This window comes from Paenibacillus sp. MCAF9 (genome assembly GCF_052114265.1).
Classification (GTDB): Bacteria; Bacillota; Bacilli; order Paenibacillales; family Paenibacillaceae; genus Pristimantibacillus.
This window is the reverse complement of the sequence record NZ_JBFREL010000004.1, coordinates 293,204-318,185: the sequence shown is the minus strand read 5'-3', so window position 1 is coordinate 318,185 and position 24,982 is coordinate 293,204. Positions and strand designations below refer to the sequence as shown.

The following is a 24,982-nucleotide window of genomic DNA, read 5'->3' as shown; positions in this document are numbered from 1 at the left end:
GCTGAATCCCTATGATTTTGTAACCATACGCACATCAAGCTTTCCCTAGTTTTGGCTTATAACGTTCCAATATGTTACAGTTAGAGTTCAAGTGCTAGCGTATCTGCCTCATATCGATTGACAATTATACGCTGCGGCTTGAAAGAATCTCATTCCTGAATACATAGGAGGTCGTTTAGTTATGGCAAGCCAAACAGGAGCCATCGTACAGCAATCCTTAAACGCATTAATGGGAGACCCTGCTTTTTTACCAAGTTTACAAGATCAATCGCGTGAGCAAGCTTTCCTTTCACTTGCTGCTATTCTGTCCACGCCAAATAAAGTTCATAAAGCCTTTTTGCGCATTACGGTAGATAACGGCAATGTCGTTCGAATTCCGGCCTATCGCATTCAGCACAACGATACACTCGGGCCTTACAAAGGCGGCATTCGGTTTCACGAATCTGTAAGCGAAGATGAAGTAACGAATCTAGCTGCGCTAATGACGCTCAAAAACGCGCTTCACGAAGTGCCTTTCGGCGGCGGTAAAGGTGGAGTCGTTATTAATCCACGTTCCTATTCCGCTAAAGAGCTTTATCTGATTTGCAAAAAATATGTGCAATATTTCAGTGACGTGCTCGGGCCTGACAAAGATATTCCAGCCCCTGATATGGGAACCGGCGAGCGTGAAATGGACTGGATGATGGCCGAATACAAAAGCATTCATCCCGGTCACCCTTACCTAGGCAGCTTCACCGGCAAAAGCGTCATTAATGGCGGATCTTTAGGCCGCAGAGAAGCAACCGGAAAAGGCGTTTATTTCACTTTCCGTTATATGCTTCATGACTTTCTTAAAGAGCAAAGCAGCTGGCTCGCCGGCAGCACAAACCCGTTTGTGCAAACCGCGTTAGCGCATGCGGACAAGCCGCTGTCGATTGCCGTTCAAGGCTTCGGCAACGTTGGTTCAGTCGCTGCAATGGAAGCTTATAAATGCTCTTATTTAAACAATAAAGTAGTAGCTGTAAGCGATCGCAACGTCACGTTGTACAATCCAGACGGTCTCTCTGTCCCTTCTTTGCTTGAATACGCATCGCTTCACCAAGGTGATTTGCCTTCGGACGAAGCCGCATTGTCTGAGCTTGATATGAAAGCCCAAATTCTTGGCCGCGAAGAAGTCCTTTATTTAGATGTAGATGTGCTTATTCTTGCTGCACTTGAGGAGCAAGTTCGCAAGGACAACGTCGATCAAGTAAAAGCCCGCATCATTGTAGAAGGTGCGAATGCACCTGTCACAGGCGAGGCTGATGAGGTGCTGACTGCAAAGGGCACCATCATTATTCCCGACATCCTTGCAAACGCCGGCGGTGTTATCGTCTCCTATTTCGAATGGCTGCAAGGGAGAGAAACACAATTTTTCACGGAGGAACAGGTGTATAAGATGTTGTATGAGAAAATGCAAACAACGTTAAACGGCATTCTGCCCGCTTTCTTCGGCGATCCTTTGCCGCTCCGCCAAAATTGTTATAATCACGCGGTTATGAAGCTTTCAACCGTGCTGTATCGTCAAGGCAAGCTTTATTAACATGCCTTCCTGACTAGGTATCTGCATGCTCCTTTAAGAGCTTCTTAGTTATAAATGTGACTTTACAGATTCAAATAAAGGGCAATCCCTCAACCAGCTTTGGCTGCTAAGGAATTGCCCTTTTTATAATGAAGAAAACTACTGCTGAACATAACGATTAATGACTTCAACAAGCAAATCATTGAGCAGCTTAACCTCATATTCGCCTACTGCCGGCTCTAGGTGATCACTGCCGATACCGCTGTCATCGGTTAAAAACAAATACGTGCCGCCCGTCGCTGTTGCCATGAAACGCATCAAATATTCCGTCTCTGCACTCACTCCGCTAGAAGCTACAGGTATAATTCTAACGCCTTGTTCTGCCGCATCCTTTGTAAGCTGCTTTATCTCGTCGATAACCTGTGGCTCATCATGAGGCGGTGCGTCTAGAACGAGAAACAGCAGACGCGCTCTAGCATCCTTGCTCCACTCATGCTCATGAAGCGCATCGCGCAGCGCCTGATCAACAGCCTCGGGATAATCTCCGCCCCCATCCGCCTTTTGTTTGCTAAATTGATCTATCACTTTATTTATGTCCGTCGTGAATGGATACGGCTTGACGATATAATCATCATGCTTATCTTTGTAAAAGTTTGCGCTGATACGAATACCAAGCTGATTCGCATGCTCATCGGACACTCGCTTCACAACATCCTTAAGCTCCGCTTCCAAGTAATTCAGCTCATCTTCCATGGAGCCTGTCGTATCCACAACAAACATGATGTCTACCTGATCTGACAGCGCTGTACTTTTACTTAAATCAACTTTAATGCTGCCTTGCTGTGGGATGTCCATCTCCTGCGTCGTCTTGCTTTCTTGACCCGATTGCACTTTAACGGTATAACGGCCTAAGTTCGCCGTATCACTCTCAAATAGACCTGCATACACATAAGCTCTGCCCTCCGTGTTTGTACGCGCCTTCCATATCGCCTTCTTGCCTGAGTACAGTTCTACCTGTGCATCAGACACTGCTTTGCCTCCAGCTGTGACGATAACCTCAAGGCGGTTGAAATTCCAGAACTGCCATACCCGCTTGCTGCTATCCCCTTCTTGCGAGTTGAGTAAATTGCCAAAGCGTTCCCAAGCAGCTATATCATCCCATTCGCCAGCAGTTAGTTGCCCGGCCTGCTCTATTTTGTCTGGATTTGAATACCCGCGTTTGCCCCCCTCTTTTTGTCTTAGAGGCTCCACACTAATGGATTTTCGATCCCCACCACTTGTAGTTTCTTCTCCTTTGCTCGGAGCGTCGCTCGTCGAATTGCTTCTGTATTCCATGTCTCGGTTACCACTGTACGAGGCATCATTCTTAGAGGAAGAGCACGCGCTTAATACAAGAAACAGGGAAAGCAACACAACGGTAATCGAGAAGATCCAACTTTTTCTTTGTCTAATTGCCTTGTTGAGAGAATGACCCACTTTCATTCTTTCAGCCCCTTTTATTTATATTTACGTTTCCTAATCTGACGATTATTGGAAGTATAATGTTGCATTAATAAGCCAGTAACATTACAATCGTTAACAGACATGCTGCGAGTCCCATGATCGACTGCATGAAGCAATTATTCAGGAGGACTTCACCTTGGAAACATTCGAATTAATCGCATTTGAAATGACTTATCAGCAAAAGACGATTCAGCTTTCTTTTACTTCCGCTGAGCTCATTCGAGTTACGGAGTATGGGGATCGATTATGGTACGTTGATATAAATGGCGTTGGCGACCGTGAGCTATTAGCATGGTTTGGCAGAAATGAGGATATCAGAATTGAGCTTACTGCTGTCGCCAGCAGTGGGCAAACCTTCCGAGGCAAAGGCTATTTTCATCCGAATGAGCCTCATCAAGCTGCTGCTGTTCGGGGTGATGGCGAGCTGCTTGAAACATAATTCACACAAAAAAAGAAGCTAAGATAAGTCATGTTAATGACTTGCCTTAGCTTCTTTTGGTTTATTATTATTTGCCGTGAGCAATTTCAGGCGTTGTAAGGCGATCATAAAACTCTACGCCTTTATCTTTGTCTGCAGAATCACGAAGCGCCATAGCGGAACGTGGATGCTCATCCAAAATACCTGTAATCATGTAAGGAATGATGTAACCCCATTCTTCCTTCTCGCGAAGCGGAACCATGTACTTCTCGATCATATCAAGGACAGGACGGATGTTGTATTTCGTGTTTTGAAGCTCGGATACCAATAGCTCCGTGTTGCAGTTGCCCGCTGCGCGGCCCATGCCATAAACAGATGCATCAAGCAGCTCAACGCCATGTTCTGCTGCTAGCAGCGTGTTAGCAAATGCAAGCTGCAAATTGTTGTGTGCGTGAACGCCTAGACGTTTGTTAGGCAAATGCTGACGGAACTTGTCAACGAGGTAGCTCATATCGCTTGGCTTCAAGCTGCCGTAGGAGTCAACGACGTAAACAACGTCAACAACGCTCTCATTGATAAGCTGGAAGGCTTCAATAAGCTGGTTCTCCATTACGTTAGAGAGAGCCATAATGTTAATTGTCGTTTCGTATCCGCGATCATGGAATACTTTAACCAGCTCAAGCGCTTTATCTACATCTTGGATGTAGCAAGCAACGCGAATCAGATCAAGCAAGCTCTCGCTGCGCGGCAAAATGTCGTTCTCGTCAACACGACCGATATCAACAAGTGCGGAAAGCTTCGTATTTCCTTTGTTAGGGATAACTTTTTTCAAGAAATCATCATTTAGAAAACGCCAAGGTCCTGCACTTTCAGCACCCTTAAGCAGTTTTGGAGAGTTTTTGTAGCCGATTTCCATATAATCGACGCCGGCTTCGTTCAAGCTTTGGTACAAATGCTGAACGAACTCGACACTAAAATCCCAATTATTTACGAGTCCGCCATCACGGATCGTGCAGTCAACAATTTTACAGTGGCTTGTTTTTGATTGCATGCTTTGTTACTCCTTTGATGTGAACATGAGTTCATTTTATCTCATCATACTTGAAAAGAAAGAGGAACGCAAAATAATTTTGTCGTTTTATGGTTAATTTAGAAGCAGTTTTGTCTACTCTGCAAACACCTTCTAGGCCAGCGATAGGACATCTACTTTGACTATTATGACCAATGTTCAGACAAAAAAGCCGTCTCAACGAATTAACGAAGAAACCGGCTTCTTTGGCTGCTTTCACAAATAAATTATTTAACAAGCGTTTGAGGCTCTTGTCCATAATGACCCGATCGCTTCATTTTCGTTTGGATATATTTTTCATTATAAGTAGAGGAATTGCCCCATAATGGCACTCTTCCCGCCACGTTCATGCCAGATTTGCGCAGTGCATCCACTTTCCGCGGATTGTTGGTGATAATCGATACCGGGTGCTTCCGCAGCAGCTTCAGTACAGCAATTGCATCACTATAATCGCGTGAATCATCTGCGAAACCAAGCTCTGTATTCGCATCAACCGTATCGAGCCCATCCTCTTGAAGCAGGTAGGCAATCGCTTTACTGAACAAACCGATTCCACGGCCCTCGTGATTGGCTAAATAAAAGAGCGCCCCCGTACCATGCTCTATTATGATCCGCATCGATTGCTTTAACTGAAAACCGCAATCACATCTTGCGCTTCCGAAGATATCGCCTGTATGACAGATGCTGTGCATTCGAATTAGCGCGTCTTCATTATTTTCAAAATCGCCATATACGAGAACGCTTGATTGCTGCAGATCCGCATAAGAGAAACGATTTAAATCATCAACGAGCTGCTCGGGAGACAGCTCCTCGCCTGCTTCTTTGCGGAGCCAGCTATACCAATGAAAAATCTTAGTTTCTCCGTCAAGGTCGACGGGAAGCTTCACAGGACCGATCACATAAATGTCATCATTGCCGCTTTGCGTTCGTTTTAGTTTGTTTTTAATAAGTGCTGCTATATTAGGTTTAATCATGCTAGTTCACCTTCTCTAAAAGTATACGCAATTAAAATTGCATGCATAAGTAGCTTAGCGTACCAAATTCATAGCTTCGATAAATGACCTTTGGAGCTGACTCCTGGCTGCCGCTTCCTAAAGCTATATATAATGGAACAAAATGTTCTGCACGGGGTACTGCCATTTTAGCATGCGGAGCAAGCTGTTCATACTGAAATAGCGAATTTGTATCGTGCTTATTCATTTTCTCTATTAGCCAATCATCAAACTGGACAGCCCAGCTCTCCGGCTCCTTCTGTCCCCAGTTTACAGCACGAAGATTATGAACGGTCACGCCGCTGCCAATGAGCAAAATATTTTGTGAGCTCAAGCTGCGCAGCGCCTCGCCAATTCGGAACTGCTCCTCTGGAGCACGATATGGATTTACAGAAATCTGAACGACAGGAATATCTACCTTCGGGAACATATGCTTCAGCATCGTCCATGAGCCATGATCCAGTCCTCTTTCATTATCATATGCTACCTGAATATTATTTTCGCTCAGCAAATGGCCAACATGCTCAGCGACTCTTACTGAGCCTTTAGCAGCATATTTGATCTGGTAGAGCTCATCAGGAAAACCATAAAAGTCATAAATCGTTTCATATTCATCATCCTTGGATGAAATCGTAACGATATCCGTCTCCCAATGCGCTGTGAAAATAACGATCGCATCCGGCTTTAGACTGGCACCTGTTTGTTTCAGAAATTCGCTATATTCATTTTGCTCGACAGCGAGCATCGGTGATCCATGCGCTAGAAATAAAGGATTCATTGCGGTACCTCCTTAAATTCACTTACTATTTGTAACTAATTATAATTTTATAACTAAAGATAGTCAAGTAATTAACAATATCCAAGTGTGCTTGTATAAATAAGATATTGGAGTTATACTTATTAGAAGTAAAAAGAGGTGATGCGCATGGATCAATCTAACCTTTGTCCCCGTTTTCAGAAGGGAATGGAACTTATAAGCAAGCGTTGGACCGGCCTTATCATATTCCAGCTTTTGTCCGGCCCGCAGCGCTTCTGCGCCGTTCAATCCGCCCTTCCGATCAGCGGCAGATTGCTGTCAGAACGTTTCAAAGAGCTTGAGAATGAAGGTATTGTCGATAGACATGTTTACCCTGAAATACCTGTACGCATAGAATATTCATTAACGGAAAAAGGCCTTGCTCTTGAGCCGATTATCCGTGAAATACAAGTGTGGTCTCAAGACTGGATTGAACCGATAACCAAAGTCTAATCCAGCCTACAAGCATAAAAGGGATTATCTGCTCAGCGGGGTTTAAGCGCTGACTAGATAATCCCTTTTTCTAATGTTTATCCGTAATCCGGTTCGCCACAATGAGCATATCCATATGACGGCCGGATTGCAGCAATTCACGGACGATATTGCCGCGAAAGCTTGCATACCATGCCTTTTTGCTAGGCTGCCCGACGATAAGCTGCGTTGCTTTGATGCGATTGGCTGCCGTTAGAAGTGTACCCGCAATATGCTCCCTGCTCTCCGCTTTGGACATTTCAAATACTCCGCCAAGCCTCTCGGTCAGCTTCATCAACAGATCACGCTTATTGATCGCCTCGTCTGTCCAAGGTGCGCCATCCTGCACATGATGCACATGCCACTGCGCCTTCAGCCGATACGCAATGCGGAAGCCCCGCCGAATAAGCCGCTCTGCGTCCGCGAGAATATCGATGCCAACAAAGATGACCTCTCTTCGGCGCAGCGTTCCACGCAGCGTCTGATTGCGATCCCATGCTTCAAGCCGTTCATCCACATCATCAGCAAGCTCGCGAAGGGCAAGCTCTCGCAGCGCAATTAAATTGCCCGTCGTGAAAAAAGCACCAAGCGCTTGTTCCACTTTAGCTTTGGCATATATTTTCCCATCTCTCATACGCTGCTGCAGCATTTGCGGTGTCACGTCGATCAGCTCTACTTGATCTGCCAGCCTTATGATCGCATCGGGTACCGTTTCTCTAACACGAACGCCAGTAACCTGTTCGATGGCGTCATTCAAGCTTTCAATATGCTGTACATTCATCGTCGAAACAACCGATATTCCCTTCTGCAGCAAATAAATGACATCCTCATAACGCTTCTTCCTCAAGCTGCCCGGCACATTCGTATGAGCTAACTCATCCACCAGCACAACATCGGGATTTTTGCTAACTATCGCTTCAACATCCATCTCTTCGAGCTGAGTACCTCGATATTGAATCGTTTGCCTAGCGATAATCGGCAGCTCTCCAATCTGCTTCAATGTATCCTCGCGCCCATGTGTTTCCACGATGCCAATAACGACATCTATACCTTTCTGATACATCATGTTCGCTTCAGCAAGCATCCGATACGTCTTACCGACGCCTGGCGCCGCCCCGATATACAGATTGAAGCTGCCTCTTCTGATGGATTCCATTTGCTGCTCGCGCTCATCTGGGCTGAACCTTCGAAACAACGCTTTTCGCGAATCACTTCTTTGCTTAACAGGCAAAATCCGCTCGCCTTCTTGCTCTGAGCGGTCTGCCATAAGAAATAAATCGATCTGCCTCAGCTTGCGCAGTACGCTGTCAACAATCGAGCCCTGTTTGAGCTGCTGCCATCTGCTCTGCTTGGAATGGCCCATAACGATGCGAGTAACCTGGTGCTCCTCCGCATACCTTACTAGAGCGGACGGCAAACGACGGCGGCTTTGCAACGGCAGCTCCTCAAATGTACCCCCTACTTTAACGGTAAGCTTCTTTATTGAAGCTTTAAAAGCATGCTCTTCCTTGGTCAGTTTTTTTTGCGGCTCTTTAAAGGAAACGACTACGACATCTCCATTAAGCCTGCGGGCAATTTGCTGTCCTCTTCTTACATATAAAGAGCCGTTCCAATGATATTGTGCGGTAACCAGAATACGCTCGGAAGCACCCGACGGACCCGTGAGCCCCATCTCCTCCCGATGCTTCTCCAGCGACTCATTGACTCCCTCTGCGACGAGCCGCAGCGACAGCTCTCGCAGCACCGCAAGATTTCCCCGCAGGGAAATTGCAGGATCGGGCTTTACGCCAAGCGTTCCATCCTCAAACCGCTTTAGCATCGTTTCAGGCGATACATCAATCAGCCTAACCTCATCAGCAAGCTCAAGCGTATGAGCAGGAACGGTGCAGCTCGGACGAATCCCCGTCCATTTGAGAACAGCCTGATCTACACCCTCGAGCTCATACACATTGATTGTCGTAATAACGCTTATGCCCTTGCCAAGCAAAAAAATAATATCTTCTAGCCGCGTTTGAAACTTTGCATCTTCTCGATTGCGATGGGCTAGCCCATCGATGAGCAGCACCTCAGCGTCCCTCTTAACCAAAGCATCCAGATCAAGATCCTTTTGCTCAGCACCATCCTTCTCCCAATGAATGCTTGGCACACGCTCGAAAGGTTCAATCAATTCGAGCGTCTCCGGACTCTGCGGCCTAGGAACCGCGCAAAGAACAACATCAATGCCATCTCGCTTCAGCTCTGTTCCTTCTCGCAGCATATGATACGTTTTGCCTGAACCGCTTACCGCTCCAATGAGTATTTTCAGACGTCCTTGATGCAGCTTTGCGATGGAGAGCAGCAGCTCCTCTGGCGTTTTCTTTTTCAGTGGAGCCATATGGCTATTCCCCCAACATTTTTGACAATGCGATATTCAGCTTCAACACATTAACCCGTTCGTCACCGAAAACGCCTAAATCGCGTCCTTCCGTATTTGATTTAACCAATTGCTCAAGCTCTGCTGGCGATACGCCGGTCAGCTTGCTGATTCTTGCGATCTGTACATCAGCCGACTGTGGCGTAATATGCGGATCAAGGCCTGAGCCCGAGTTCGTAATTAAAGCGATCGGCAGCTGGGAAACCGGTACATCTGGATTTTGTGCCTTCCAAGCTTCAATCGAAGCTTTGGTTCTTTCGATTAAAGCTGGATTGGATGGTCCAAAATTATTCGATCCAGAACCGGCAGCATTATAGTCAATGCTTGATACACGTCCTTGAAACCATTTCGGATCAACAAAGCTTTGGCCGATCAGCTCTGAACCAACGACTTGGCCGGAGCTATCCTTTATAAGGCTACCATTCGCTTGCTTAGGGAACAGCAGCTGAGCTGCTCCCGTGCTTGCAAGCGGATAAATAATGCCGCAAATAATCATAAATATGATGCTGATTCGTAAAGGTATCATTAAAGACGACAACTGAAATCGTGAAGCGTTTTTCGCTTGTTCATTCATATAGGTAAGCCTTCTTTCGTGTATGGTTATATTAAATCCATAAATGCACTGCAAAGTCGATGAGTTTAATGCCAACGAACGGAACAATGACACCGCCCAGACCATAAATGAATACGTTGCGGCTAAGCAATTTGGCTCCGCTCATCGGTTTGTACGCTACGCCTTTAATGGCAAGCGGGATAAGCAGAGGAATAATAATGGCGTTAAAAATAAGCGCCGACAGTATAGCAGACAATGGAGAACCTAAATTCATAATATTTAGAACGCCCATCTCGGGAATGGCAAGCATGAACATCGCTGGAATGATTGCAAAATATTTGGCGATATCATTAGCGATACTAAAAGTCGTCAGTGCCCCTCTTGTCATAAGCAGCTGCTTGCCGATAGCAATGACTTCAATAATTTTGGAAGGGTCCGAATCCAAGTCAACCATATTGGCAGCTTCTTTTGCAGCAATCGTCCCGCTGTTCATAGCAAGACCCACATCCGCTTGGGCAAGTGCAGGAGCATCGTTTGTACCGTCACCAGTCATCGCAACCATTTTTCCTTCGGCTTGTTCACGGCGTATAACCGCTATTTTATCTTCCGGCCTGCTCTCCGCAATAAAATCGTCGACTCCCGCTTCATGTGCGATGGTTGCTGCAGTAAGCGGATTGTCTCCCGTACACATAATCGTTTTGATGCCCATTTCACGCAGCTGATCGAATCTTTCCTTCATTCCTGGCTTAACGGTATCCTTCAAATAGATAACACCAAAGATTTGGTTATCAACAGCTACTGCGAGCGGTGTACCGCCTAATGTAGCAATCGTATTCGAAATATTTTCTAAATCGGACGGGATGGTTCCCCCCTGAGAAGCTACCCACTTCCGAACCGCATCGACAGAGCCCTTCCGAACTCGGCGGCCGTTTGCCAGATCAATACCGCTCATTCGCGTCTCTGCTTTGAATTCAATAAATTCGCCGCCTTCCGCAAGTGAAGCATCATAGCTTGAGCCCTGCTTCTTCATCCATTCAAGCACAGATCGGCCTTCAGGCGTTTCATCCTTAAGCGAGCTAATAGCCGCCCAACCCGATAAAGCTTGAAGATTGCTGCCTCCGACAGGGACAAGCTCGCTTGCCATCCGGTTGCCGAACGTGATCGTTCCTGTTTTATCCAAAATCATCGTATTAATGTCGCCTGCTGCTTCAACAGCCTTACCTGACATAGCCAGTACATTAAACTGAGTTACTCTATCCATCCCAGCAATGCCGATTGCTGATAATAATCCGCCGATGGTCGTCGGAATCAAACATACGAGCAGCGCGATTAATACTGGAATTTCTAAGTGGATACCCAAATAGTCAGCGATTGGTGCCAACGTAACGACTACAATTAAGAAAATAATCGTTAAGCTAGTCAAAAGTGTATTGAGCGCAATTTCATTAGGCGTCTTCTGACGTTTCGCTCCTTCAACAAGGGCAATCATCCGATCGATGAATGACTCCCCAGGGTCACTCGTCATGCGCACTTTAATTTTGTCACTCACAACCCTTGTACCGCCTGTAACCGAGCTGAAATCTCCTCCAGCTTCTTTAATAACTGGCGCCGATTCACCTGTAATCGCTGATTCATCTACGGAAGCCAGCCCTTCAATGACCTCGCCATCACCAGGAATCATCTCACCTTGGGATACGATGAAAATATCGCCTTTGCGAAGCTCCGTTGATGATACGACTACAATAGAGCTGCCGACGAGCTTATTGGCGCTCATTTCCTGCTTAGATTTTTTGAGCGAATTGGCCTGTGCCTTGCCCCTGCCCTCTGCAATGGCTTCAGCAAAGTTAGCGAACAGCAGCGTGAAAAGCAGGATGAAAAACACGGTAATATTAAAGCCTATGCGTTCTTGAGAATTAAAGTAATTTGGAAAAATAGTCATCAGCAGAACGATAACCGTCCCTACCTCGACAACAAACATAACTGGATTTTTCATCATCGTAGCTGGATTTAATTTCACAAAGCTATCGATGACGGCATGTTTAACCGCATCTCCCGACAGCAAATTATTCTTCTTATTTTTATTCATTATCGTTCACCTCATCCGTTAGCGGAGTGTCAAATATTCTGCAACCGGCCCAAGCACGATGACCGGCAAGAAGGTTAATGCACCAATTAAAAGAACAGTACCAATTAGTAATATAGTGAAAAGTCCATTATCTGTACGGAACGTCCCGATTGTTTCTGGAACAGGCTGCTTGCGAACAAGAGAACCTGCAACCGCAAGCATCGCAATCATCGAAATATAACGGCCGGTCAGCATGACTAGCCCAGTACTAATATTCCAGAACGGCGTATTGTCGCCTAATCCCTCAAAGCCGGAGCCATTGTTCGCTGCCGATGACGTATATTCGTAAAGCACCTGGCTAATGCCGTGGAATCCGGGATTCGTAATCGCTCCGTGACCCAAATCCGTCATAAAAGCGATGGCGGTGGGCACCAATATAATGAAGGGATGAACTAGAATCGCTATCGCTATCAGTTTCATTTCTCGCGGCTCTACTTTTCGTCCCAGAAACTCTGGCGTTCGCCCAACCATCAGCCCGCATATAAACACAGCTAGTATGGCGTACATGAGCATATTGATAAGCCCTACTCCCTTGCCTCCAAATACGACATTAAGCATCATTTCAGCAAGCGGGACCAAGCCGCCAAGCGGTGTAAGCGTGTCATGCATATTGTTGACGGTACCCGTTGTCGCAGCAGCTGTTACCGTTGTGAACAGTGCCGATTGCGCGATACCGAACCTTACTTCCTTGCCTTCCATGCTTCCTTGAGTAGCGTCGATTCCTAGTGCGCTCATAGCAGGATTGCCTGTTTTCTCCGATGTGTAAGCAAGGCTTAGAAACACTAGAAACAGACACATCATGGCGGAGAATACAACCCAGCCCTGCTTTTTGTTTTTAGCAAAAAGCCCAAATGCATAAGGCAGCGAAGCCGGCAGCGCCCACATCGACAAGATTTGAATCACATTCGTTAATGGATTTGGGTTTTCAAATGGATGAGCCGAGTTCACTCCAAAAAAACCGCCGCCGTTTGTGCCCAAATGTTTGATGGATTCAAGCGAAGCTACAGGACCGATTGCAATTTGCTGCATGGCTCCCTCAAGCGTTTTAATTGTAAATGTTGGATCAAGTGTTTGCGGCACCTGAAGAGCGACAAGCACTAGCGTGATAATAAAGGAAATCGGAAGAAAAATTCTTGTGTGTGCTTTTACAAAATCCTCGAAAAAGTTGCCGATCGTCGTTCCTTTACTCGTAATCCCACGAACAAACGCGATGGCAACCGAGAAGCCCGTCGCCGCTGACGTGAACATCATCATCATGATGACCGCCATTTGGGAGAAATAAGATAAGGCGCTTTCCCCGCTGTAATGCTGAAGATTCGTATTGGTAATAAAGCTGATGACTGTATTGAAAGTCAGTGTAGGCTCCATGGCTGCCATGCCATTTGGATTAAACGGCAGCGCATTTTGGAACCGCAATATCAAATAGCTGAAAGCAACTAAAATTAAATTGGTTGCAACAAAGCTGAGTGCGTATATCTTCCAGCTCATGCCCTCTCTTTTTTTGAGACCAATAAGCTTAAATATAAATCGCTCCGTCCCTCCGAATACTTTGTCTAACCGATTGTGTTCATTTGAGAACACATGATAGACGTAAGTACCAAGCGGCTTAACTAACAATACAAGAACGGCAATGACGATAAGCAATTGTAAAATATCCATCTTGTAAATCCCCCTCTATTAAAACTTCTCCGGATGAATTAACGCATAAATCAGATAAACGAAAACAAATACAGCCGCTATCGCTATGAGAGTCATTGGCCTTCGCCCCCTGTTTTCTCAATAACACTGGAGCACCAAGTTAAAAATCCGTAAAATAAACCGAAGCTAGCTAACAACGCCCCGAACATATAAAAATCCTGCATGTAAACCCCTCCTGCATTATTTGCTGCTTAATAGAAAACCGACTTCACCGGTATGAGAGAATACGATATGATCCGCTCCGAGCCCCTTGTAAATAGCCCTTGGATTCCACTGCTGTGTGATGACGTAAATGGACTTTGAGGTCCAAGCTCTGCAGCACTGTACAAAGCGGCAGCTAAGCGCCAAGCTGCTCTCGAATATAAATACCTCGCTAATGGTCATCGAAGGAACATTCCAGCTTTGACGATCATTCGAATTGATGTACAAAACATTGCTGATACCCTGCTTGCGAAGCTGTTTTTCTTCCTGTTTGCTATTGGTCAAAACGATAAATTTTAATTGATGAAACTGCAAAGTTCGTATGAATGATTGGCCAGCCTCGTTTAGACCAGCAACAATAATATGCTCTTCCTGCAACCGAATTCTCCTCCATATGGTAAAAAAGGCAACAAAAAAGAAGCCTTGGGATAAGAGGAACTTTTCCCGCGGCTTCTTTGCCCGCAGCAGAATAAGCCGCGGGAAGCACGATGGCTGTTGCCTCTCTCGAGTACACTTACGAGGTTAGCTGTCGGATTCGGGCCTTGAGAGTTGCCCTACGCTTGATCATTTTCAAGCGATTCACCCCATGAAGCGAAGTCGTGATTGCACACGAATCGTTCGTTGGTTCCCCCGTTCCTGCTGCTGCAGGACTCAGCGTTTTCTTACATTTTGTAGCAAATTAAACTTTTTTGGGCACAAAAAACCACAGAGGTCTATGACACTCTGCGGTCGAAGTTAATCGATCACAAGCTTCATCATTCCTCTCTCGGTCCACGCTTACGAGGTTAGCTGTCGGATTCGGGCGGTGAGAGTCGCCCTACTTTGACCGGTATCCATGGCACCTGTCAAAGATTCACCCCTGCTCTGCGTTTGTTCGACTCTCACATCGAACAGGCGCATCGCGTCATTATTGGTTCCCCCGCTTCCGCTTTCACGGAAACTCAGCGATCAGTAAATCGAAACTTATTTATAAATCCTGTATCGAATATTACTCCTCGCTATAAATACTGTAAAGGCAGTCTGCTGCCTAATTTAGCCAATTTCAGCCTTGCAGAGCGATTCGCAACGCTTACATTCATTTCGATCTCTCGATATCTCACTATTTCTCAGTTTTACTCTTGTTTTCAAAAATAGTGTTCATTCCCTTTCTAACGATTTTATGCGTGAATAATCAGATTTCTCTATAATCGAGAATGGAAGAGAATAAACGAGTATTTCGAAGAATTACCCTTTTTTTACTGGCATAACGAATGGATTTCTTTTAATTTGGCATATGGCTGCCTTTTCACGATATACCACAGTTTTACAATATTTCATTTCGGGTTTACCATAGACGGCAAGCCAATATGGCTGAGTATTGTCGGTGAATTATTCAAATCGAGGAGAGATCTCATTGATGTCTACACCAGTTGAAGTACCCTTGCCAAGCTTAGAAAATCAATCAGCTGCCTTGTTTGAAATTAAACGAATTCAAATGTTTGTGCTGCCGGCTTCCTTGCTTGAATCGAATGGTTACCGTGTTTGCCTAAGGCTCTCCACTGCTAATGGTCATGGCTGGAGCGAGCTGTTTATTAAAAAATCCGAGAAGCCTCGCGACTGGATCAGATGGAGCAGTATGCTGCTGAGGTTCATCGGCACTCTTCCTCTTACTTCTCCTTTGGTTATTCAAACAGATCCAATGATGAAGGACGAGCGTATATATCATTTGTTTGCAGCTGCTGCTTTGCATATAGAATCCAATCATTACACTTTTCCAAACTGTGAATATGACCGTGAAGAGCATACTTTATTTAAACAAGCTGTCTCCTATGCATCGTTATTTTAAGCAGTTCTGATTTACAGATGCGCTAATGAAGGGTATAATTAAGAGTAAACTATTTACGCTGAATTTTTCGAATGAAAAAGCGGGGGAACCATCGCGATCGATCGAAATCGATTCGCAAGGGGTGAATCCAGGGATTTGTAACCCTGGTAGGGCTTTCTCTCTAGCCCGAATCCGACAGCTAACCTCGTAAGCGAATAAAGGAGAGATGTATATGTTGACAAATTGTGCACGAAATCTGCATCTTTTTACGGAACAGACCCCTTATTTATCTGTCACACGAATCGAGCTATTCGTCATTCCTGCTCTTGCCGTCGATTCTGCAGGCCACCGGGTATGTCTTCGTTTAACAAGCAATCAAGGCTTCGGCTGGAGTGAACTATTTGCCAGCGACACAGAAGAGCCCATTGACTTAGAACGATGGAGCGACCTGCTTCAGTCTTTTATCGGCAGCATTCCTCTACCACCTCTTAACCAGTATCACTATGACAAAACGGATCAGGATGGGCGCGTTCTCGACTTATTCGTCTCCGCCGTCAAGCATGTCCTAGCACAATCCGCCGATGCAGCCCCGTACAGCAACGACCATGAAGAGTCTGTTTTGCGTCAACGTTCCGTCTCCTACATCTCTTTGGATTAATTTCGTTCATAAGAAAAAAAAAGGCAGTCCAGAACAGATAACCTAGTTCTGGACTGTCTTATTGTATTTAGGGTTTAAACCTTCGCTAATGCAGCACGCTGCTCTCTGACTTGGTAAGTAGCCAGCATCATGTTGCGCAGTGAAGCAACCGTTTCCTCCATTCCGCGTGTTTTTAAGCCGCAGTCCGGATTGATCCAGAAGAGCGTAGGATCTAGCACTTTAATGGCGCGCTCGATCATGCTGACCATTTCTTCCACGGACGGTACACGCGGGCTGTGAATGTCGTAAACGCCCAAGCCAATGCCTTGGTCATAGGTGTTCTCCTCAAAGCTATGAATCAGCTCGCCATGGCTGCGCGAGGTTTCAATGGAGATGACATCCGCATCCAGCGCAAGAATGGAATCGATAATATCATGGAACTCACAATAACACATATGTGTATGAATTTGTGTTGTGTCACGCACAGCTGAAGTCGATAGACGGAACGCATGCACGCCCCATTTTAAATAAGCATCCCAATCACTGCGTTTAAGCGGCAAGCCTTCTCGCAAAGCTGGCTCATCAACCTGGATCATTTCGATGCCTGCAGTCTCAAGCGCCTTTACTTCCTCTGAGAGTGCAAGCGCAATTTGGTATGCGACCTGCTCGCGTGTGATATCGTTGCGGACAAATGACCAGTTCAAAATCGTAATCGGACCCGTCAGCATCCCTTTTACCGGACGGCTTGTCAGCGACTGCGCATACACGCTTTCGGTTACTGTCATTGGTTCAGTAAATACAACATCGCCATAAATGACCGGCGGCTTTACGCAGCGGGAACCATACGATTGAACCCAGCCGCCTTTTGTAAATGCGAAACCATCGAGCTTCTCTCCGAAAAATTCGACCATGTCCGTACGCTCAAATTCACCGTGAACGAGGACGTCAATGTTAAGCTCTTCCTGGATTTCAATCCAATTTTTAATTTTATCGTTGATAAAGGAAGAGTAGTCCTGTGAGCTGAGCTCGTTTTTTCTCCATTTTTGCCTTGCTTGACGTACATCCAGCGTTTGCGGGAAGCTGCCTATTGTCGTTGTTGGAAGGAACGGCAAATTCCACTTTTGCTGCTGCAGCTTTTGTCTCTCCGCAAATGGATTCTGCCTCGTTGAAGGATGCGCCGATACCACTGCTGCATCAGCAGCTTGACGATTGCGGGCAGGAGAAATGGATAAATGATGAATCCGCTCGCCGTTAAGCTTAAGCTCAAGCTTGCGCAGTTCTGAGATGTCCGCCGCATTTACAGTCGCTGTTTCACTTAGCCACACGATTTCATCCAGCTTTTCTTCCGCGAATGCAAGCGCCTCACGCAGCTCTACTGGCAGATTGGTTTCGTTTTTTGCCGTTACCGGCACATGCAGCAGGCTGCATGACGATTGAATGATCGTGCGCTCAGCTGGAATGTATGCCGAAAGCTTTTGCAGCAATTCGAGCTTTTGCTTATAGTCTGAGCGCCAAATGTTGCGTCCATCTACAAGTCCGATACCAGCGAGCTTATCCTTCGGATAACCAAATTGCTCCAGCGACTTCAAGTTTTGCACTAAGCCATGAACGAAATCCAAACCGATCGCTTGTACCGGCAGAGCAACTACAGCTTCATAATGCTCAACCGCTTCAAAATACGTTTGAAGCATGATGTTAAGCGCTGGTGCTGCTTGGTTCAGCCTTGCATAAATAGATTCAACCCATTGCATCTCTTCCTCAGAAATCGAAGTAACAAGGATGGGCTCATCGATTTGCACCCATTGTACGCCTTCTTGCTCAAGCTCCTTAAGCAGCTGAGCATAAAGCGGTATAAACTGCTCAATAAGCTGCGGAAGCTGCTTGGCATCGTAGCCCTTCGACAGCTTGAGGAAGGTGTATAGACCGATAATGACAGGTTTACCTTCAATGCCAAGCTTTTCTTTGGCTTCGCGGTATGCAATCAGCGGACGGTTTTCCGTCAGTACCGGTGCAGCACCCGCAAGTTCCGGCACGATATAGTGATAGTTGGTATTAAACCATTTGGTCATCTCGCAGGCTTGTGCTTCCTGTGTCCCTCTCGCCATTGCGTAGTAGGTCTGTACGGGAACAGGACCTCCATCGTAGGAAAAACGCTCTGGCACAAGGCCAAACATCGCTGCAGTATCCAGCATTTGATCATACAACGTAAAATCATTAACAGGGATTAAAGAAATTCCTTTATCCTTTTGCAGCTTCAGGTTGTTAAGGCGAATGCTTTCAAGCGTTTGAAGGAATACCGTTTCGTCCAAATCACCTTTCCAAAAAGCTTCAAGCGCTTTTTTCCATTCCCGATTTTCGCCGATACGCGGATATCCAAGTACACTGTTTTGCAGTTTGCTCACGTTCATATTTCCTCCTAATAAATGTAATTATCATGAAATAAAAGCACAAAAAAGAGCGTCGTTACCTTAAAGAAGCAAAGGTAAAGACGCCCGGCGTTTTAATAAACAACGGTTCTGTCTTAACACCTCCCTATCTCCCGTAGGTAAAATCAGTGTCGTTCAAATAGGCAGGTCTCCTGGCTCCAGAATCATCATCGTAAGCTTGCCTTCCCAACCGGTTTAGATCAGTGGCGTTAGCGCTTAGACTCCTCTGTTACAGTGGCGGGACCGCGCCGGTTTTGCACCGGACTTCCCTTTTAAGCTCAAGCTATACCGCAAGAGCACCTATTTCCACTTATTTCAATTGTTGATCGCATTTTTTAGGATCACGAATAACTATACACGCAAAATAATAACCATACAATGGAAATCATTATAATATCAAAAAAAGACTTTCCTCCAAGCAGCCTGCGCTGCAAAAGGAAAGCCTTATTGGTTTTTTATACAATTACCTAACCAGCCAACCGCCATCAACAGCCAAGATATGGCCGTTCATATAATCAGAAGCTGAAGAGGCTAGGAACACCGCTGGTCCAATCAAATCCTGCGATGTCCCCCAGCGTCCCGCTGGTATGCGCTGCAAAATTTGAGCACTGCGAACAGGATCCTCGCGAAGCGCTTCGGTGTTGTCTGTACTCATGTAGCCTGGGGCTATCGCATTTACCTGCAAGCCTTTAGCTGCCCATTCGCTGGCAAGCGCTTTGGTAAGACCGGCAACGGCATGTTTGCTGGACGTATAGCCCGGAACATTAATTCCGCCTTGGAAGGTTAGCATCGACGCAATGTTAATAATTTTCCCTGAGCCCTGTTCAATCATATGTTTCCCAGCCAGCTGGGAAAGGAGAAATACAGAATTCAAGTTAACGTCGAGTACATCCTGCCAGTCCTCGTAGCTATGCTCTGCAGCTGGCGTCCGGCGAATGATACCCGCGTTGTTGACCAAAATATCGATGCGTCCCAGTTCTTCAACTGTACGATCAACAATTCCAGCAAGCTTCGTTCGGTCAGCAATATCGGTCTGAATTGTAATCGCTTTGCGTCCAAGCTCTCTTATCGCTGCTGCCGTTTTGTCAGCAGGCGTTTGGTTCGTGACAAGCGCGATATCCGCACCCGCTCGTGCTAATCCAAGCGCAATCGCTTCTCCAAGTCCGCGCCCTGCACCTGTGACGACAGCTGTTTTACCCGTCAAATCAAACAAACTCATCGGCTCAGCTCCTACCTTTAGTACGCTTCCCATTTTCCGAAAGCGCTGCTTTCATCATTTTTATATTTTGTGACTCATACCTCGCCACAACGTCCGCATCTATACCTTCATCTGTGATGATATAGTCAATTTCATGCAAACCAGCAAACGTTATTAGTGCACCCTTATCGAATTTGCTATGATCGGCAAGGCAGTAGACGACCTTGGCATTTTCCATATACAGCTTCTTCAGCTTCGTCAATTCTTCTGTGAATATGGTAAGCCCATATTCCATATGAATGCCGGTTGTGGAAAGAAACAGCTTGTGTACATTCAGTCTTTTAATCCATTCCTGCGATTCTGCGCCGATAAGTAAATTGTTATGCCGGTAGCCTCCGGGAATAACGAGCCTTACCTGATCCTTAGCAGTCAATTCACGAATGATAAGCAGATCGTTTGTAAGCACAGTAATGGGCATGTTAGGCAGCCGCTTTGCCATTTCGAGCGTTGTACTTCCCGCATCAAGCGCAATAATATCATTAGGCTCAATACAGGAGAGAGCTAGCGCTGCGATTGCCGCTTTCTCCTGTTGATGCTTACTATTTGGGAATTGCAGCGGGTATAGGCTATCCTCGCCTCCCTGCTGGGGCACGGCTCCACCATGGATCCGTTTCAGCAATCCTTTTTCTTCCAGCTTCTCTAGATCTTCACGAACCGTTTTCTCCGTTACTTGAAACAGCTCGCTTAGCTCGGAAACTTTGACCGCGCCAAGCTGCTCCAATTTATCTATAATCTTACGATGCCGTTCGGCAGCAAGCATAGTGCACCCCCTGTAGCGAATGTTTCTATTTTAGCTCGCTTGCAGGTACGGCGTCCATATCTGTAAATGTGTAGTTCTCTCCAGCCATCGACCAGCAGAATGTATAATTGCTTGTGCCCACTCCTGAGTGGATCGACCATGGCGGTGAAAGAATTGCTTGGTCGTTGGCAACAACAAGATGTCTCGTCTGCGAAGGCTCGCCCATCATATGGAATACGCGAGCATCAGCATTCATATCGAAGTACAAGTAGGCTTCCATGCGGCGGTCATGGACATGCGAAGGCATCGTATTCCAGACGCTTCCCGTCTTCAAGCTCGTTACACCAAGCATAAGCTGACAGCTTTGGATGCCGTCTGCGTGAATATATTTATAAAGAATACGTTCATTGGAAGTCTCCTGCGAACCAAGATGAGTCGGATTCGCTTCCTCCATCGTCATCTTGCGTGTTGCAATTTCAGCATGCGCAAGCGCGGAACAGAAATAAAGCTTCGCAGGGTTCGCTTTATCGACACTTGAAAGCAGCACCTGACGTTTGCCCTTGCCAACATACAGCACGTCGAGCTTATTCAGCTCGTATACTTCCCCATCAACGGAAATCGAAGCAGGTCCGCCAATATTCAAGAAGCCAACCTCGCGGCGCTCCAAGAAATATTCGGTTTTTAGTGTTGCAGCATCCTCCAGCTCAAGCGTCTCGTTCACAGGCAATGCTCCGCCTACAACCATTCTGTCATAATGCGTATATGTCATTTTTAATTGATCTTGCTCAAACAAGCTTTCGATCAAAAACTCGCTGCGCAGACGTTCCGTATCATATTGCTTCACATCAGTAGGATTCGTAGTATGGCGTACTTCCATTGGATAAAAGCCTCCTAAAAGTTATTTGCGTTAGACTCGCCTCGCAAGCTACGCTAATGTTTGTTATTGTTCGTTTTTATAATAACATACATTTACGAACATAAAAAGAACATTTTAAACATTTTGGAATAGCAGGAGCATTTTATTTTCGAAAAGAGTGTACAACAAAAAAAACGACCTCCGCGCGCATCATCTGCAAAGAGGCCGTTTGTTGTTTTAGAAGAAATCTACTGAAGCTTCCACCTTCGATAAACATAAAGAGATACCGCCATAAACAAGCCGTATACTAAGACGGTAACAAATACGTTTCTTGGGTCCGTCATAAGCGTGTCACCGATCGTGGCGAACAACAGCATCGCTGGAATTTTGCCAATCGATGAGGCGATCGCATAAACGGTAAAGGAAACACGGCTTAGCGCCGAGTACATATTAACTGCAATGGATGGAATGAACGGAATGAGCCGAGCAAACATAATCGTCAGAAAAGCATTCTGCTCAAACATCACCGTTAGTTTTCCGATGCTTGGATAACGATAGAGAAATTTCTTCCCCCACTCTTGATAGCCATAGCGGATAAACAGAAACATCACAATGGATGCTGCCGCTGAGCCCGTCCAAGTCACTGCCGCGCCTAACACTGGGCCAAGAGCAGCACCAATGAGCCCGCCGATTACGGGATACGGGATGACAGGAAAAAGTGCGACGAGCGTTGCCATAATGACGACGAGCGGCACATGATCCGCTTGCTGAAACCACGTCAAAATCACATCGCCATAACGATAAATAAGAAAAGCAATACTGGCATACAAAGCAGCTAAACCTGTTTTTTTGAGCATCGTTGTACCCCTGAATAGTAGATATCTCCAGCTTATCATTATTGAAGATAAATACGAGCAATGCATTGTGTCAAATTTAAGTTTTGGAATGACAACGAAAGTTCGGGATATTTTCAAAATGCTTTCTCCTCTAGCCGCTGCTTATTTACCTTCATCTCACTGTAAAAAAGGCAAATAGCCGCTACTCCTGTTGTAGCTACCCCAACACCGAGGAATACACTGCCGACACTCCACCACGCAGCCATCATCGCCCCTATTACCGGTGCAATGAGCATAGAGCTCGTCTGAAAAGCATTCGCTAACGCAAACACAGGACCAACCGTTTCATCCGTCGTCTCTATTTGCAGCACATAGCCAAACGGCACCGCGCTTTGTGCGCTGCAAAAGCCAAGCGCCGCACATAACGGCAGCCACAAAGCGAGCTCCGCTTGGAATATGCCCATTCCGCTAATTCCTACCGCAATAACGAGAAATCCAGTTACGATACCCGCTTTCGTCATATGGGTAAGCGGCCGCTGCTTCCACCCGCTCCATTGTCCTGCCAGTAAAGCGCCGGCAACACTGCCTGCACCAACCGCGCCAATGAGCAGTCCGAATAAATTCTCAGCCATTCCCGATTCCTTCGCCAGCAAAACGAACAAACCATCATACAAAAAGATAAGGAAAAACAAAGAAGCAGCATATAGAATGACCGCCCTTAGGAGCGGCCTGCGCATCACATGCTCCCATGCAACCCTTAATCCGCTGGATGGCTTTGCCGCTTGCTCCTTCTGTCCTCTCCAAGACGGGATAAAACTGAGCATGAGAGCTGACAGTGCATACAATATAGCGCTTATGATAAATGGAACCGTTGCTCCGAGCCATGCCGTTATTGCTCCGCCTATCATAGGTCCCAACACCTTCGTCAAATTAACAGACATTTGGCTGAGTGAAGAGGCCTGCGCCAGCAAATGCCGGTCAACGATTCGTTTCACAGCGCTTTGCCTAACCGGATCAAAAACAGCACTCATGCTGTGCTTAAGCAATACCAATAGCAGGAGAATAGGAAGCGACGGCGCCCAAGCCATCGCCAGCACGAATACAAATCGCAATAGATCGCATCCGATTAACAAGCTTTTTCCAGAAATATAACTTAGACGCACACTCATCAACGGTCCCACAATGACATAAGGCAAACCGACACAGATCGATAAAGCGGCAACTGCCATAGAGCCGTGATTCCATGCATAAACAATTAATGCGCTAAGCGCTATAAAATCAAGCCAATTCGCAAGGTCGGACAACAGCTGGCCAATAAACAGCTGGCGGAAGCTTTTTGCCCGCAGCGGGCGCCAAATCGGATCATTCGTTTTTGCATTTTCCATCTTGATAACCTCCGGTATGAGTTGATAGATCAAACAATACCGGGCAATTATCAGAGCAATATCAGAGCATGAATAAAGATTTACTAGAGAATTATTAGTAAGGTTTCAGCTCAGCTTGAAGCTGCTCCTTTACCTGTTTTGCAATATCATCCAGCCCAATCTGTGCCGTTAACCGGCTCCATTCCTTTACAAAGTAATCCCGGTCTGCTCCCCAGCCATGCACCTTGGTTATGATAAGAAGGGTGTGATAGCTGTTTAACAGATTGGCTAAAAAATGCGACTGCTTCAGCAGCGAGAATCCCTGTTCAATAAAGGACAAGCCGGATTTTCTGTTCGAACGATAAAGCGCTATCCCCTTCAAAACAAGGTAATGCCCCTCCTCGCGTTGATAAGGAAACTGTTTGAGCTTCGCCTCAACAACCTCTGCAGCCGAATTCACTTCTGACCATAGCTCAGCGCGCAGCACAAATTCCAGCTCTAGATTAGCTGTGTAGGGGATGAGCCCTTCCCAATTATTTCGCTTCACTTCTGCTTTAAGCAAATCCAGCTTTTCCTTGGCAGCCTCGAACTCTCCCCAATCCATCAGCATGCTGATGATCGACATCGTTTCGAGCTCGTTTTGCCATATCTGCGCCAGCACCTGTTGCCTGCGAACGATCTCCACATACTCACGGTTGTCCTGCGGGTCAATAAACTGATTTAAGTACAGCAAAAGGAAGGCACGATCTGCAAATGAGCCCGCCTCCTCCCGCACAATAAAACGTACATCGCCTTCCATTACGCGAAATAAAAGCTTTAAGGTTGGATCCACCTTAAAGCCTAATACTTGCTCATTTCTAGTCAGCATGAGGAGCGCATCTCCTCTTCCATAGCGCAAATAAGTGCTGACAATTCCGCTTAGCTCCTCCGTAAACGAAGGCAGCTCGATTAGAGGGTTGTCATTCAGGCCTTCCTGCTTCAGCAGCAGTCGATAACCGAGTCCACGTACCGTATCGATCTGAATAGTCGGCGACCAATGTGCAAGCTTGCGCCGCAGCCGGTAAATGTGATCATCTACCGTACGATCTACCGGCGCCTCCATTGGCCAGACGTTGTCTAGCAGCTGTTCGCGCGACAGCGTTTGCCCTGCATGGCTGTACATGAAATGCAGCAGCGCATATTCCTTCGGAAGCAGTACAATCTTTTGTGCTTTCCATGCAATGGTGTAAGCACCCGCATCCCATTTCATAAATCTCTCGACCTCTATCCCTGCGCGCTGAAAT

The 24,982-nt window shown here is 46.2% G+C and carries 22 protein-coding genes and 4 riboswitches; of the genes, 5 read left to right on the top strand and 17 right to left on the bottom strand.

Annotated elements, in window-relative coordinates; all coding sequences use genetic code 11:
- The first annotated feature begins 181 nt into the window (after positions 1-181).
- Positions 182-1,561 (top strand): Glu/Leu/Phe/Val family dehydrogenase, encoded by a 1,380-nt coding sequence (locus tag AB4Z45_RS09445; protein ID WP_441908904.1) that lies wholly within the window; start codon positions 182-184, stop codon positions 1,559-1,561.
- A 138-nt stretch (positions 1,562-1,699) separates the two neighbouring features.
- Here AB4Z45_RS09445 and AB4Z45_RS09440 read toward each other — a convergent pair whose 3' ends face one another.
- Positions 1,700-2,875 carry a vWA domain-containing protein gene (locus AB4Z45_RS09440; protein ID WP_441908902.1) on the bottom strand — a complete coding sequence of 392 codons (1,176 nt, stop codon included), beginning with the start codon at positions 2,873-2,875 and terminating at the stop codon, positions 1,700-1,702.
- A gap of 304 nt (positions 2,876-3,179) precedes the next feature.
- Here AB4Z45_RS09440 and AB4Z45_RS09435 point away from each other — a divergent pair, with 304 nt between their 5' ends.
- The gene (locus tag AB4Z45_RS09435; RefSeq protein ID WP_441908900.1) at positions 3,180-3,482 is read left to right on the top strand and encodes a hypothetical protein; all 303 of its coding nucleotides are present in this window, start codon (positions 3,180-3,182) and stop codon (positions 3,480-3,482) included.
- A 67-nt stretch (positions 3,483-3,549) separates the two neighbouring features.
- Here AB4Z45_RS09435 and AB4Z45_RS09430 read toward each other — a convergent pair whose 3' ends face one another.
- From AB4Z45_RS09430 to AB4Z45_RS09420, 3 genes are all read right to left on the bottom strand, one after another.
- A complete protein-coding gene (locus AB4Z45_RS09430; protein WP_441879082.1) occupies positions 3,550-4,512 on the bottom strand; it encodes an aldolase catalytic domain-containing protein in 963 nt (320 codons plus the stop codon).
- Between the two features lie 245 nt (positions 4,513-4,757).
- On the bottom strand, positions 4,758-5,504 hold the full coding sequence (locus tag AB4Z45_RS09425; protein ID WP_441908899.1) for a GTP cyclohydrolase II: 747 nt from the start codon (positions 5,502-5,504) through the stop codon (positions 4,758-4,760).
- Positions 5,505-5,535: 31 nt separating this feature from the next.
- Positions 5,536-6,300, bottom strand: a complete 765-nt coding sequence (locus tag AB4Z45_RS09420; RefSeq protein ID WP_441908897.1) for a DODA-type extradiol aromatic ring-opening family dioxygenase — start codon at positions 6,298-6,300, stop codon at positions 5,536-5,538.
- A gap of 147 nt (positions 6,301-6,447) precedes the next feature.
- On the opposite strand from AB4Z45_RS09420, the gene AB4Z45_RS09415 reads away from it, so the two are divergent.
- On the top strand, positions 6,448-6,771 hold the full coding sequence (locus AB4Z45_RS09415; protein ID WP_076267930.1) for a winged helix-turn-helix transcriptional regulator: 324 nt from the start codon (positions 6,448-6,450) through the stop codon (positions 6,769-6,771).
- A 70-nt stretch (positions 6,772-6,841) separates the two neighbouring features.
- On the opposite strand, the gene AB4Z45_RS09410 is transcribed toward AB4Z45_RS09415, so the two are convergent.
- The 6 genes from AB4Z45_RS09410 to AB4Z45_RS09385 form a co-directional block, all read right to left on the bottom strand.
- Entirely contained in the window at positions 6,842-9,163 is a 2,322-nt protein-coding gene (locus AB4Z45_RS09410; RefSeq protein WP_441908896.1) for a histidine kinase, read from the bottom strand.
- Positions 9,164-9,167: 4 nt separating this feature from the next.
- The gene (gene kdpC, locus AB4Z45_RS09405; RefSeq protein WP_441908894.1) at positions 9,168-9,776 is read right to left on the bottom strand and encodes a potassium-transporting ATPase subunit KdpC; all 609 of its coding nucleotides are present in this window, start codon (positions 9,774-9,776) and stop codon (positions 9,168-9,170) included.
- A gap of 31 nt (positions 9,777-9,807) precedes the next feature.
- The gene (kdpB, locus tag AB4Z45_RS09400; protein WP_441908893.1) at positions 9,808-11,841 is read right to left on the bottom strand and encodes a potassium-transporting ATPase subunit KdpB; all 2,034 of its coding nucleotides are present in this window, start codon (positions 11,839-11,841) and stop codon (positions 9,808-9,810) included.
- A gap of 18 nt (positions 11,842-11,859) precedes the next feature.
- Positions 11,860-13,539 (bottom strand): potassium-transporting ATPase subunit KdpA, encoded by a 1,680-nt coding sequence (kdpA, locus tag AB4Z45_RS09395; RefSeq protein ID WP_339207644.1) that lies wholly within the window; start codon positions 13,537-13,539, stop codon positions 11,860-11,862.
- 18 nt (positions 13,540-13,557) lie between these two features.
- Entirely contained in the window at positions 13,558-13,635 is a 78-nt protein-coding gene (kdpF, locus tag AB4Z45_RS09390; protein ID WP_441909086.1) for a K(+)-transporting ATPase subunit F, read from the bottom strand.
- A 123-nt stretch (positions 13,636-13,758) separates the two neighbouring features.
- Positions 13,759-14,157 (bottom strand): NAD-binding protein, encoded by a 399-nt coding sequence (locus AB4Z45_RS09385; RefSeq protein ID WP_441908891.1) that lies wholly within the window; start codon positions 14,155-14,157, stop codon positions 13,759-13,761.
- A 118-nt stretch (positions 14,158-14,275) separates the two neighbouring features.
- Positions 14,276-14,446: riboswitch (cyclic di-AMP (ydaO/yuaA leader) on the bottom strand.
- 91 nt (positions 14,447-14,537) lie between these two features.
- Positions 14,538-14,736, bottom strand: a riboswitch (cyclic di-AMP (ydaO/yuaA leader).
- Between the two features lie 439 nt (positions 14,737-15,175).
- Here AB4Z45_RS09385 and AB4Z45_RS09380 point away from each other — a divergent pair.
- Complete coding sequence (locus tag AB4Z45_RS09380; RefSeq protein WP_441908889.1) at positions 15,176-15,604, top strand: hypothetical protein; 429 nt, start codon at positions 15,176-15,178, stop codon at positions 15,602-15,604.
- Positions 15,605-15,650: 46 nt separating this feature from the next.
- Positions 15,651-15,812: riboswitch (cyclic di-AMP (ydaO/yuaA leader) on the top strand.
- A 3-nt stretch (positions 15,813-15,815) separates the two neighbouring features.
- Positions 15,816-16,241: a hypothetical protein gene (locus tag AB4Z45_RS09375; RefSeq protein ID WP_441908888.1), complete on the top strand. Its 426-nt coding sequence runs from the start codon at positions 15,816-15,818 to the stop codon at positions 16,239-16,241.
- Between the two features lie 74 nt (positions 16,242-16,315).
- On the opposite strand, the gene metE is transcribed toward AB4Z45_RS09375, so the two are convergent.
- From metE to AB4Z45_RS09340, 7 genes are all read right to left on the bottom strand, one after another.
- Complete coding sequence (gene metE / locus AB4Z45_RS09370) at positions 16,316-18,622, bottom strand: 5-methyltetrahydropteroyltriglutamate--homocysteine S-methyltransferase (RefSeq protein ID WP_441908887.1); 2,307 nt, start codon at positions 18,620-18,622, stop codon at positions 16,316-16,318.
- Between the two features lie 149 nt (positions 18,623-18,771).
- A riboswitch (cobalamin riboswitch) is annotated at positions 18,772-18,965 on the bottom strand.
- A 144-nt stretch (positions 18,966-19,109) separates the two neighbouring features.
- Positions 19,110-19,865, bottom strand: a complete 756-nt coding sequence (gene kduD / locus AB4Z45_RS09365; RefSeq protein ID WP_339207638.1) for a 2-dehydro-3-deoxy-D-gluconate 5-dehydrogenase KduD — start codon at positions 19,863-19,865, stop codon at positions 19,110-19,112.
- 4 nt (positions 19,866-19,869) lie between these two features.
- The gene (locus tag AB4Z45_RS09360) at positions 19,870-20,664 is read right to left on the bottom strand and encodes a DeoR/GlpR family DNA-binding transcription regulator (protein WP_441908886.1); all 795 of its coding nucleotides are present in this window, start codon (positions 20,662-20,664) and stop codon (positions 19,870-19,872) included.
- A 25-nt stretch (positions 20,665-20,689) separates the two neighbouring features.
- Positions 20,690-21,520 (bottom strand): 5-dehydro-4-deoxy-D-glucuronate isomerase, encoded by an 831-nt coding sequence (kduI, locus tag AB4Z45_RS09355; RefSeq protein WP_441908885.1) that lies wholly within the window; start codon positions 21,518-21,520, stop codon positions 20,690-20,692.
- Positions 21,521-21,747: 227 nt separating this feature from the next.
- Positions 21,748-22,356 carry a TVP38/TMEM64 family protein gene (locus AB4Z45_RS09350; protein ID WP_441908884.1) on the bottom strand — a complete coding sequence of 203 codons (609 nt, stop codon included), beginning with the start codon at positions 22,354-22,356 and terminating at the stop codon, positions 21,748-21,750.
- A gap of 113 nt (positions 22,357-22,469) precedes the next feature.
- The gene (locus AB4Z45_RS09345) at positions 22,470-23,720 is read right to left on the bottom strand and encodes an MFS transporter (RefSeq protein WP_441908883.1); all 1,251 of its coding nucleotides are present in this window, start codon (positions 23,718-23,720) and stop codon (positions 22,470-22,472) included.
- A gap of 94 nt (positions 23,721-23,814) precedes the next feature.
- The gene (locus AB4Z45_RS09340; protein ID WP_441908882.1) at positions 23,815-24,948 is read right to left on the bottom strand and encodes a winged helix-turn-helix domain-containing protein; all 1,134 of its coding nucleotides are present in this window, start codon (positions 24,946-24,948) and stop codon (positions 23,815-23,817) included.
- Between the last annotated feature and the right edge of the window lie 34 nt (positions 24,949-24,982).

Bases quoted from the DNA above. Each gene is read 5' to 3' on its own strand.
- AB4Z45_RS09445 (WP_441908904.1), top strand. From the start codon at position 182: ATGGCAAGCCAAACAGGAGCCATCGTACAGCAATCCTTAAACGCATTA.
- AB4Z45_RS09440 (WP_441908902.1), bottom strand. From the start codon at position 2,875: ATGGAATACAGAAGCAATTCGACGAGCGACGCTCCGAGCAAAGGAGAA.
- AB4Z45_RS09430 (WP_441879082.1), bottom strand. From the start codon at position 4,512: ATGCAATCAAAAACAAGCCACTGTAAAATTGTTGACTGCACGATCCGT.
- AB4Z45_RS09425 (WP_441908899.1), bottom strand. From the start codon at position 5,504: ATGATTAAACCTAATATAGCAGCACTTATTAAAAACAAACTAAAACGA.
- AB4Z45_RS09420 (WP_441908897.1), bottom strand. From the start codon at position 6,300: ATGAATCCTTTATTTCTAGCGCATGGATCACCGATGCTCGCTGTCGAG.
- AB4Z45_RS09415 (WP_076267930.1), top strand. From the start codon at position 6,448: ATGGATCAATCTAACCTTTGTCCCCGTTTTCAGAAGGGAATGGAACTT.
- AB4Z45_RS09410 (WP_441908896.1), bottom strand. From the start codon at position 9,163: ATGGCTCCACTGAAAAAGAAAACGCCAGAGGAGCTGCTGCTCTCCATC.
- kdpC (WP_441908894.1), bottom strand. From the start codon at position 9,776: ATGAATGAACAAGCGAAAAACGCTTCACGATTTCAGTTGTCGTCTTTA.
- kdpB (WP_441908893.1), bottom strand. From the start codon at position 11,841: ATGAATAAAAATAAGAAGAATAATTTGCTGTCGGGAGATGCGGTTAAA.
- kdpA (WP_339207644.1), bottom strand. From the start codon at position 13,539: ATGGATATTTTACAATTGCTTATCGTCATTGCCGTTCTTGTATTGTTA.
- kdpF (WP_441909086.1), bottom strand. From the start codon at position 13,635: ATGACTCTCATAGCGATAGCGGCTGTATTTGTTTTCGTTTATCTGATT.
- AB4Z45_RS09380 (WP_441908889.1), top strand. From the start codon at position 15,176: ATGTCTACACCAGTTGAAGTACCCTTGCCAAGCTTAGAAAATCAATCA.
- AB4Z45_RS09375 (WP_441908888.1), top strand. From the start codon at position 15,816: ATGTTGACAAATTGTGCACGAAATCTGCATCTTTTTACGGAACAGACC.
- kduD (WP_339207638.1), bottom strand. From the start codon at position 19,865: ATGAGTTTGTTTGATTTGACGGGTAAAACAGCTGTCGTCACAGGTGCA.
- AB4Z45_RS09360 (WP_441908886.1), bottom strand. From the start codon at position 20,664: ATGCTTGCTGCCGAACGGCATCGTAAGATTATAGATAAATTGGAGCAG.
- kduI (WP_441908885.1), bottom strand. From the start codon at position 21,520: ATGGAAGTACGCCATACTACGAATCCTACTGATGTGAAGCAATATGAT.
- AB4Z45_RS09350 (WP_441908884.1), bottom strand. From the start codon at position 22,356: ATGCTCAAAAAAACAGGTTTAGCTGCTTTGTATGCCAGTATTGCTTTT.
- AB4Z45_RS09345 (WP_441908883.1), bottom strand. From the start codon at position 23,720: ATGGAAAATGCAAAAACGAATGATCCGATTTGGCGCCCGCTGCGGGCA.
- AB4Z45_RS09340 (WP_441908882.1), bottom strand. From the start codon at position 24,948: ATGAAATGGGATGCGGGTGCTTACACCATTGCATGGAAAGCACAAAAG.